The sequence below is a fragment of the Bacteroides sp. AF29-11 genome (genome assembly GCF_003602895.1).
Taxonomy (GTDB): Bacteria; Bacteroidota; Bacteroidia; order Bacteroidales; family Bacteroidaceae; genus Bacteroides; species Bacteroides uniformis.
This window is the reverse complement of sequence record NZ_QTLY01000016.1, coordinates 1-10,769: the sequence shown is the minus strand read 5'-3', so window position 1 is coordinate 10,769 and position 10,769 is coordinate 1. Positions and strand designations below refer to the sequence as shown.

Here is a 10,769-nt window from a genome sequence, read left to right as displayed (position 1 = left end):
GAATACAACTACGATTCCAACGGGAATTTAACTAAAGATTTGAACAAGGGAATTACCAATATATCGTATAATTGCTTAAATTTGCCCAGTGTGGTGACGTTCAATGACGGCAGCACCGTCACCTATACCTATGCAGCCGACGGCACAAAGCTGAAAACTGTCCATAGGACAGGCAGCACTACCACCACGACGGACTATTGCGGAAACGTGGTCTATGAGAACGGTGTTCAGAAGTTGCTTCTTACCGAAGAAGGTTATGTGACACTGAGTGACGGCAAGTATCATTACTACTTGAAAGACCATCAGGGTAATAACCGGGTAGTGATTAACCAAAGCGGCACGGTAGAGGAAGCGAACCATTACTATCCTTTTGGTGGTGTATTTGCAAGCTCAGGCAATGTGCAGCCTTACAAGTACAACGGCAAGGAGTATGATGGCAAGAAGGGGTTGAACTGGTATGACTACGGGGCACGGCATTATGATGCGGCGCTGGGGAGATTTACAACGAATGATAGGTTTTCCGAGAAGTATCACTCATTGTCTCCGTATCAGTATGGAGCGAATAATCCAGTGAATACCATTGACATCAATGGAGATAGCTTGCTTATTGTAACTCCAGCAGCTATTGAAGCTATTTACAATGGTTTGCAGGATGGTAGTAACATAAAGATGCAATTCAATAATGGTATATTGGATCCAACTTCCATTGCGAAACAAGCTAATAGTAGTAATGATTTCTTTCTGAAAGACTTATTTGAGATTGCCAATAGTGAGAAAATGGTAGAACTGTCATTATCTGATAAGAATACATATAAAATGAATGGGAAGACTGTAGAAGAAACTTTTGGTACTCCTTATGACGATGATGATAGCGAAATACCTGCTCATCAAAAAGAAGAGTATTCAAAGGCTGGAGTCCCTTTTGGAAAACATATTCAAGGAAATTTAGGTCAGACATTAGTACCTGACAAGAGGTTAGCTTCCGGTAAGAGTTCAACCAATAGCCATGTACAAGTCATAATTAATAAGAATGGCACTTTGAATCATCGAACAGTTGGGATTGCACACGAATTTGGGCATGTTATTTTATACTTGAGGAATGTACCGTTTAGCCACGGACAGCCAGGGGTCAATAATTTTATATACAATAAAAGAGCTGATGTAATGTCAAAACGATTAGGATATGACTATTAAATTAAAACTATTTTTCATGTTTATTATGCTTCCGCCATTATTGTACGGACAAAATAAGTTGGTGGAAGAAAGTATAATATATTCAAGTGATATAAGTTCCTATAAAAAGAAGATAGAAAAAACTATCTTTTTTGATACTGAGACCAACTTACCAGTTTTTGAATTGATATTGGATACTGCAAGATCTTCTAAAATGTATACTTCTTATTATTTTAGGAAGCGGTTGCGAGAAGTCTCAACGGAAATTTCTTATATTGGTGGAAACGAATCATTAAGGAAATACCAAGATAGTCTTTATTGGGAAAACTACAATGGTGATGAACAGAATGCCTCTTGTTTATACACTATTCTTTTTGACAGAAAACTTAAAATTAGAGAAATAAAAATTGTGAAAAGGGCAGGGTATAATAACTCCAAGTATAATTACGATAAGTTAATAAAAAAAATACTCCTATCCACTGAAGGAAGTTGGCAAAAAACGAATAATGCACTTTCTGAAGAATGGTATTTTATATTTGGACGTTTCTTGATAAGATAAAATATTCTGTTTCAGTGTATGTTCTTCCCCCATTGTTCCCAAGTCCCCGAATCTCTGATTCAATAAACTAAATGATTCCCTGCTTATGTCTTTTGAATATAAGCAGGGAATTTGTTTTTCAGTTTGGCTTCGTGAATCATCTGCCTTTTGCTTTCTATACGCAATTTTTCCGGTCAGCTTTCGGTTATTAAAACCACCGATGAAGACCTGAACGTGAGCTACACCTTTACCGATGAGATGGGACATGTTGTATTGACGCGTCAGATGAAAGGCAGTGAAACGCACGACACTTACTATGTGTATGACGACAAAAGTAATCTTTGTTTCGTACTCCAGCCTATGTACCAGAGCTCGGCCAATCTCGACTTGTATGCTTTTCAGTACAAATACGACGGACGTAACCGTTGTATCTGGAAGAAGCTTCCCGGTGCGGGATATATGGAAATGGTGTATGACAATGCCGACCGCCTGGTATTCTCGCAGGACGGCAACCAGCGTGCCCTTACATCCGGTAACTGGACGTACTACAAGTACGACGGGCTGAACCGCCTGACGGAACAGGGGACTTGTACCAACAAAGTGACCACTTCTGGAACGAATGTACTTGTGCAGCACTTCTATGACAGTTACGCTTTCCGTTCGCAAGCAGGTTTCAATAACAGCAATTTCCCTGATGATGCTTCGGGCAATGGAAAAGGTGCCTTGACTGCAAGTGTGGCAACGGTACTTGGTAGTAGTAACAAGATTTATACCGCATACTACTATGACATCAAGGGCCGTGTGGCAAAGACCGTGCAAAGCAATCTCTTGGGGAGCTATGATGTGACGGCTACCATATATACCTTCACCGATAAGCCCGCTACTGTAACACATACGCATACTGCAAGCGGAAAGCCCACTCGTACTGAAATGTATACTTACAGCTACAACCATGCGGACAGACTCTTGAAAGTAGAGCATACATTAGGCGGCACCAAGATAACCCTTGCCGACTATGCGTATGACAACTTGGGCAGACTGCAGTCCAAGTCTCTGCACGGAAGTGCCACCAACAAGCTGACGTATGCCTATAATGTCCGTGGCTGGCTGACGGGAATTAGTGGAAGCAAGTTTACACAGAATCTGTACTACAACAACGGCAACGGCACCGCCAAATACAACGGCAGCATCAGCAGCATGACGTGGAAGGCTGGAAATGAGAGCACTATCCGTGGCTATAAGTTCACTTACGACGGATTAAGCCGTCTGATGAACGCCACTTACGGCGAAACAGCCGGCATCAATACGAACACCGACCGTTTCAGTGAGAATGTAACCGCCTATGACAAAAACGGCAACATCAAGACCTTGCAACGTTACGGTCAGACCGCTGCTTCCAGTTACGGTTTGATTGATAACCTGACTTTCACCCTCGGTGGCAATCAGTTGAACCGCGTGGACGATGCGGCAGCGGCTTCCGCCTACGGTGGCGGCTTCGAGTTCAAGGACGGCGTGAAGCAGGCAAACGAATACACCTACGATTCCAATGGAAATTTAACTAAAGATTTAAACAAGGGGATTAGCAATATATCGTATAATTGTTTAAATTTGCCAAGTGCGGTGACATTCAGTGACGGGAGTACGATTGTCTACACCTATGCAGGTGACGGCGCCAAGCTAAAGACTGTACATAAGATAGGAGGTACAACCACCACAACTGACTATTGTGGAAATGTGGTCTATGAGAACGGTGTTCAGAAGTTGCTTCTTACCGAAGAAGGTTATGTGACACTGAGTGACGGCAAGTATCATTACTACTTGAAAGACCATCAGGGTAATAACCGGGTTGTGATTAACCAAAGCGGCACGGTAGAGGAAGCGAACCATTACTATCCCTTCGGTGGTGTGTTTGCAAGTACAGGCAATACCCAGCCTTATAAGTATAACGGCAAGGAGCTTGATGCGAAGAAGGGGTTGAACTGGTATGACTACGGGGTACGTATGTATGATGCGGCGCTGGGGAGGTTTGCAACGGTGGACCCTTCTGCTGAAAACTACTTCAATACAAGTCTCTATGCTTATTGTGGTAACAACCCTATCAGCAGAATAGACCCAACAGGAGCTGACTGGTATGAAGATAAGCAAGGGAATTTACGTTGGCAGGAAGGTAGTGAAGCTTTAAAAGGCTATACAAATATCGGTTCATCCGCCTCTATTGCGTTAGGTAATGACAACTATCTGAACTTCTATCAGAATGGAGGTATCTTAGCCAATCAGGCTGTTAATGCTTTTGACTTGATAGCCTCCAGCGGTAAACTTCAGAATCAGTTCTTAGGTAAAACCAGTCCTTTATCTGAAGACTCTAAGTCTGCCCTTTTCAATTCTCTGAACAGTCGTTCTATAGATGCTATTGCGCGACCTATAGGCGAAGCTGCCTTTGGCTTTGGTGCCGGAGAGTTTGGCGGTATGTTGTTGGGGAAGGCAATAGGATGGGCTGTAGGAAAGGTGGCAGGAAGAGGTACTCAAAATGCAATACAATCAACTGCTCACGGAGTGCAACGGATTGCTGGAACAACGGCAACGAGAGGAGGGGTACTTTCTGTGAATGAAGTAAGAGTAACAAAGTCTGTAGGAAAGGCTTTTACTCAGGCTGATGGAGCTACAGTTTATCTTCATGAAATTACTCCCGGTAGATTTAATGCTGTTGTAGAAGGGAGGAAAGGTATAATAACAACAATGGGAAATTGGTCTCAAAAATCTATTAATAGAATAGCGAAAAATTATGGATGGAATATTAAATAAAGAAATGGTTGTTTGCTGTTTCTGCGGGAAGAGTTTACCCTTAGAAGCGGCTGTAGTTTTGAAAGTTTGGGCAAATGAGAAGAGTGAGGAGTATCAAGTATTATATTCCCATAAATCTCATTTTGTTAGAGCATTAGATAAATCAGTAATACTACATCCAGATTTATTAGAGCCTGATGCTTTAGGTTAATTCGTCGTAACGAACTACTGTCTTCCTCTGATATAGGTTGATTAAAAACCAATCTATCTAATTACTATCCTAACATCAGATATTCCATATCTTGTATGTTAGGATAGTTTTTGTTATTCTATCAGCGAGACGTAGGATACCTATTGTGTGTATGACGACCACCGTAATCTCTGCACTTGGAAGAAGCTTCCGGATGCGCAGCTCGCGGAGTATGTGTATGACAACGGTGGACGGCTGACGCAACAGGGGGAGTGCACGAACAAGACGGTTTCTTCCGATCAGGTGGTGCATGTGCAGAACTGGGCGGTACGGGTTTCCCGACGAGCCAGTTCACGAACGACACTTCGGGCTACAGTAAAGGCTCCCTGACAGGAAGCGCGGTGACTGTATCCGGCAGCAGTACTAAAATTTACAAAGGCTATTACTATGACGTCAAGGGGCGTGTAACTAAAGTCGTACAGAACAATCTTTTGGGCGGTTATGACGTGACTAATACGGTCTATACCTTTACGGGACAGCCCGCCACGGTGACGCATAGCCATACCGCAAGCGGCAAGTCCACACGTACGGAAGTCTATACCTATAGCTATGACCATGCAGACCGTGTAAGCAAGGTGGAGCATACTTTGGGAGGAACCAAAATAACTCTGGCAGACTATACGTACGATAGTTTCGGCCGTCTGAGTACCAAGTCCCTGCACGGCTCTGCGGCGAACAAGCTGACGTATGCCTATAACCTCCGCAGCTGGCTGACGGGCATCACAAGTACGCGCTTCACCCAGAACCTGTACTACAATACGGGTGTGGGTACCGCCCGCTACAACGGCAGCATCAGCAGCATGACCTGGAAGTCCGGGAATGAAAGCACCGTCCGCGGTTACAAGTTCACCTACGACGGACTGGACCGCATGCTGAATGCCACCTACGGCGAGACAGCAGGTATCAGCACGAACGCGAACCGTTTCAGTGAGAACGTGACGGGCTACGACAAAAACGGTAACATCAAGGGATTGCAGCGTTACGGGCAACTCTCTTCAACCGCCTACGGCATGATAGACAACCTGACTCTCACCTTGAACGGCAATCAGTTGAACCGCGTGGATGATGCGGTAGCGGCTTCCACCTACAATGGCGGCTTCGAGTTCAAAAACGGTGCCAATGCCGCCGATGAGTACTCTTATGATGCCAACGGCAATTTAACTAAAGATTTAAACAAAGGTATTAGCGGCATTACATATAATTTCTTAAATTTGCCGAATGCAGTAACGTTCAGTGACGGAAGTACCATCACCTATACTTATGGAGCCGACGGCACAAAGCTGAGAACAGTCCATAAGATAGGCAGTACAACCACAACGACTGACTATTGCGGCAATGTGATCTATGAAAACGGAGTCCAGAAGCTGCTTCTTACCGAAGAGGGTTATATTACTTTGAGCGACAGCAAGTATCACTACTACTTGAAAGACCATCAGGGGAATAACCGGGTAGTCATCAGCCAGAGCGGCACGGTAGAAGAGACGAGCCATTACTATCCTTTCGGCGGGGTATTTGCAAGTGCAGGCAATGTTCAGCCTTACAAGTACAACGGTAAGGAGCTTGATACGAAGAAGGGTTTGAATTGGTATGATTATGGGGCGAGGCATTATGATGCGGTGTTGGGAAGGTTTATAACGGTTGATGCTTTATATGACAAACATTTTAAAGTATCTCCTTATGTCTATTGTGGAAATGAGCCTGTCGGTCGCATTGATCCGGATGGAAATGATTGGCGCGTGCAAACCCATTATAATCGTGAAACGGATAAGATAGAATATAAAATTACGGTAAGAGCGGCTTTGATAAATAATTCTAATAATAAGGAGCTTGATATAAAGACTTTGGCTGGACAAATAGTAGAGCAAGTGAATGCCGCATATACGATTTCAGGTGATGACTTTGTTTCGACTATGGATATGCAATTGAGAACTGTCAACTCGGTGGATGATATAAAGGACACTGAACACGTTTTGCAGATTGTTGATCAAGATATGTTGACAAAAACGGATAAAAGTGTAGTTATGGCTGAGACTTATAAAAATAGTCTGGATGTGAAAATAGGAACGAAAGCGGTTTCTAATATGTTGAACAATGATGATAACCGGACTTTTGCTCACGAACTTGGTCATTCAGGAGGATTGGGGCATACAATGAATGTGGAAAACTTGATGACACAGAAAAAAGTTATTCAAGATTTTGATGGAGATTATCTTAAAGCAACTCAGTTAAACCGTTCTCAGATACAAACAGTCCGAGATAATTATATCCATAACAAGTTGAATAGGCATATTCCTAACTGGAGGCAAAAACTTAAAAGAAGGCAGTAATATGAAGACACGTATATTTATTTTTATAATCATACTTGCCATGCTGGTGGCGTGCATTGGTCATTTGGACTCAGAGAATGATTTCATGATTCGAGTAGGTACTGGTTTTAAGGAGCGTACCGGTAAAGATTATATCCAATGTTGGGTGAATGACAGCCTTGTTTTTAATGGACTGTATGTGAACAAGACGGATGACCAAATATTGGACTACCATGAAGATTGGCTTGGAATGGAAATCACCCGTTTCGATAAAAGCGGATATGATAGTTTAAAAATAAAGATACGTGTCACATCTCTGGATACGGTATTATATTGTGGAAAAAGGGTCATAGATAGTACGTTCCGATACCGGATTGATAATATTCCCAATATTGTAATTTCATGTAGCTCCAACGGTGGTATTTTGTTGTGGGATACTTTACGTACACCTGATTATTTTTGGCTCGAATATTGATATATTAAGAATCTCTGATTCTATAATCTAAACAATTCCCTGCTTATGTTGGATGTAAGCAGGGAATTTCATATAGGAGCATGCTGACTTGGAGCGGTACGCTTTCCGTTACCGGTACGACGTGACATCCACGGCCTATACCTTTACGGACAAGCCGCTGACGGTGACGCATACGCACACGGCAAGCGGGAAGGACAGCCGGACGGAAGCATACACTTACAGCTATGACCATGCGGACAGGCTCTTGAAGGTGGAGCATACATTGGGAGGGGCGAAGGTGACGCTTGCTGCCTATGCTTATGATAACCTTGGTCGTCTGCAATCGAAGTCGCTGCACGGCTCCGACGCGGACAGGCAGGCTTACGCCTATAATGTACGCGGCTGGCTGACGGGCATCAGCGGAACGAAGTTCACGCAGAATCTGTATTATAACACCGGCAACGGGCCTGCCAAGTATAACGGCAGCATCAGCAGCATGACGTGGAAGGCAGGAACGGCAAGCACCGTCCGCGGCTACAAGTCCACTTATGACGGACTGGACCGTCTGCTGAATGCTACTTATGGCGAGACAGCAGGCATCAGCACGAACGCCAACCGCTTTTCGGAGAACGTTACGGGGTATGACAAGAACGGCAATATCAAGGGATTGCAGCGTTATGGCCAGACTGGTGCCAGTGCCTACGGCCTGCTTGATAATCTGACTTTCACCCTGAACGGCAATCAGTTGAGCCGTGTGGAGGATGCCGTGAGTACCGCGGCATACGGTACAAACACTGCCTTTGTGAACGGTGCAAGCGCTGCAGGGGAGTATGCCTACGATGTCAATGGTAATTTAACGAAAGATTTGAATAAGGGAATTACCGATATTCAATATAATGTATTAAATTTGCCGAGTACGGTATCGTTCAGTGATGGTAGCACGATTACCTATACTTATGGTGCTGACGGCACGAAACTGAGAACAGTCCATAAGATAGGTAGTACAACCACAACGACTGACTATTGCGGTAATGTGATCTATGAAAACGGTACTCAGAAGTTGTTACTCACAGAAGAGGGTTACATCAACCTGACCGGTACCCAGCAGTATCATTACTACTTGAAAGATCATCAGGGTAACAACCGTGTAGTGATCAACCAGTCTGGTACTGTGGAGGAAACGAACCATTACTACCCTTTCGGTGGTGTGTTTGGCACTACAGGCAATACCCAGCCTTACAAGTATAACGGTAAGGAGCTTGATACGAAGCAGGGTTTGAACTGGTATGATTATGGGGCGAGACATTATGATGCTGCGTTGGGAAGGTTTACGACGAATGACCCGTTGGCAGAGAAATATTATTCGATGAGTCCGTATACTTATTGTGCCGATAATCCGGTAAAGTTCATAGACCCAAATGGTATGGAATATGCTCCTGGTGATCTGTTTAAGACTAAAAGAGCAGCAGCTAAAGATTGGGGTATGTATTATAATGGTGCATCTATTATACGTAAACGTGAAATGGGCTCTTCTATTTATGAAGTTAAGCAAAAGGGAAAGCTAAAGGGATATTCTTATAGTGCAGCCAATGAAGGAGAGCACAGCGTATCTATAAGCTTACCTCCTAACGGTGAGAGATTTGTAGGATCGATTCATTCGCATGGAGACGCGGACGCAGAGCATATAAATAATAAATTCTCAAAAGCTGATATAAAATATATTGAGAAAACAAAAGAAAATGGTTATTTGGCTACGCCGAGTGGCGATTTGTTAGAATATAATCCTTATAGTAAGAAAACATCAATAGTGACTAGTGATCTTCCTAGTGATCCCAAAGATCCTAAACGAAAGAATAATATTAATCCGAAAGATATTCCTGCTGAAAAGGGTAAACAAAGAATGAAAGAATTGCTACAAAAGCCTGATTTAAACATTCCTGTTAGCCAGAGAGAACATATTCATTGGGTATTTTAAAAAGATAGCAATATGTATAGGACTTATTTTTTTGCTTTAATGCTATTTGCGATGTCATGTACAAACAGTACATCGAAGGTCGGAGAAGATCAACAATCATCTCAACAGATTGAGTATGTAATGAATGATGGTCTCTCAACAGATTTTTATACTGATATGAAAAGCTATGTTCCTGCAGAGGGATTTATACCTACAGCGGATATTGCAGTAAAGATAGCGGAATGCGTACTATTGGAAATTTATGGAAAGGAAAGTATAGAGAAAGAAAAACCTTTTTCTGTTAACTTGGTAAATGGAATATGGGTAATAGAAGGGCATATTCCTAATGGAAATGATAGTGCGCTGACTTTCTGTGGACAATCTTATGTGGAAATAAGAAAAAGTAATGGTGAGATTATAAAGCTTTTGCATACTAAATAAAAAATATTACTCTAATATAAGTTGCCTTTTTTCAATGAGATTTATTTAATTACTATCCTAACATCAGATATGCTATATCTTGTATGTTAGGATAGTTTTTTAGGTCTATCAAATGATGTAGGTCATGCAGGACTACATCCGTACTCTCCGGATGCTTAACAGCACGGGCACTTCCTATCTGGATAACATTTCCTATATGTATTATTTGTACGACAGTCTGGGACGGCTGACCCTGCAGGGGGGAATCCTTCTTCCAGTCCTACCGTGCTTGTGCAGAACAACTTGCTCAGTGGCTACGACATCACAAGTACGGTTTATACTTTCTCCAACAAGCCGTCTGGTGTGACACATACACATACTGCCAGCGGAAAGACCACGCGCACGGAAGTATATACCTATACCTACGACTATGCGGACAGAATAAACAAAGTGCAGCATAGTCTTGGCAGCACTGCGATTACTCTGTACGATGCGACTTATGACAACTTCGGTCGTTTGCTGACCAAGCAGTATCACGGTACGAGCACCAACAAGCTGACTTATACCTACAACCTGCGTAGCTGGCTGACGGGAATCAGCGGCACACGCTTCACGCAGAACCTGTACTACAACACGGGTGTGGGTACTGCGAAGTACAACGGCAGCATCAGCAACATAACCTGGAAGTCCGGGAACGAAAGTACAGTCCGTGGTTACAAATTCACTTATGACGGTCTTGACCGGATGCTGAACGCTACCTATGGCGAGACAGCAAGTATCAGCACAAATGCGAATCGCTTCTCAGAGAACGTTACGGGTTATGACAAGAACGGTAACATCAAGAGTTTGCAACGTTATGGCCAGACTGGTGCCAGTGCCTACGGCCTGCTTGA

General features: G+C 43.2%; 7 protein-coding genes and 2 pseudogenes. All 9 read left to right on the top strand.

Annotated features, from left to right (window positions below; genetic code table 11):
- Nucleotides 1-1,194: RHS repeat domain-containing protein (locus DWZ03_RS19600; RefSeq protein WP_133303175.1), on the top strand; the 1,194-nt coding region annotated here is incomplete at its 5' end.
- Entirely contained in the window at nt 1,184-1,732 is a 549-nt protein-coding gene (locus tag DWZ03_RS19595) for a hypothetical protein (protein ID WP_005825326.1), read from the top strand. The genes DWZ03_RS19600 and DWZ03_RS19595, both read left to right, overlap by 11 nt.
- Nucleotides 1,733-1,879: 147 nt before the next feature.
- Entirely contained in the window at nt 1,880-4,513 is a 2,634-nt protein-coding gene (locus DWZ03_RS19590) for an RHS repeat domain-containing protein (RefSeq protein WP_229122509.1), read from the top strand.
- A complete protein-coding gene (locus tag DWZ03_RS19585) occupies nt 4,494-4,703 on the top strand; it encodes a hypothetical protein (RefSeq protein WP_035447395.1) in 210 nt (69 codons plus the stop codon). Before DWZ03_RS19590 ends, DWZ03_RS19585 begins: the two co-directional genes overlap by 20 nt.
- 251 nt (nt 4,704-4,954) lie before the next feature.
- Nucleotides 4,955-7,069, top strand: coding sequence for an RHS repeat domain-containing protein (locus DWZ03_RS19580; RefSeq protein ID WP_394801236.1), 2,115 nt, complete (start codon nt 4,955-4,957; stop codon nt 7,067-7,069).
- A 1-nt stretch (nt 7,070) separates the two neighbouring features.
- On the top strand, nt 7,071-7,523 hold the full coding sequence (locus tag DWZ03_RS19575) for a hypothetical protein (RefSeq protein WP_035447390.1): 453 nt from the start codon (nt 7,071-7,073) through the stop codon (nt 7,521-7,523).
- A gap of 115 nt (nt 7,524-7,638) precedes the next feature.
- A pseudogene (locus DWZ03_RS19570) lies at nt 7,639-9,477 on the top strand (RHS repeat-associated core domain-containing protein); the annotation flags it as partial.
- Between the two features lie 12 nt (nt 9,478-9,489).
- Nucleotides 9,490-9,897: an NTF2 fold immunity protein gene (locus DWZ03_RS19565; RefSeq protein WP_120130547.1), complete on the top strand. Its 408-nt coding sequence runs from the start codon at nt 9,490-9,492 to the stop codon at nt 9,895-9,897.
- Nucleotides 9,898-10,167: 270 nt separating this feature from the next.
- Nucleotides 10,168-10,769 (top strand): annotated as a pseudogene (locus tag DWZ03_RS19560) (RHS repeat-associated core domain-containing protein); the annotation flags it as partial.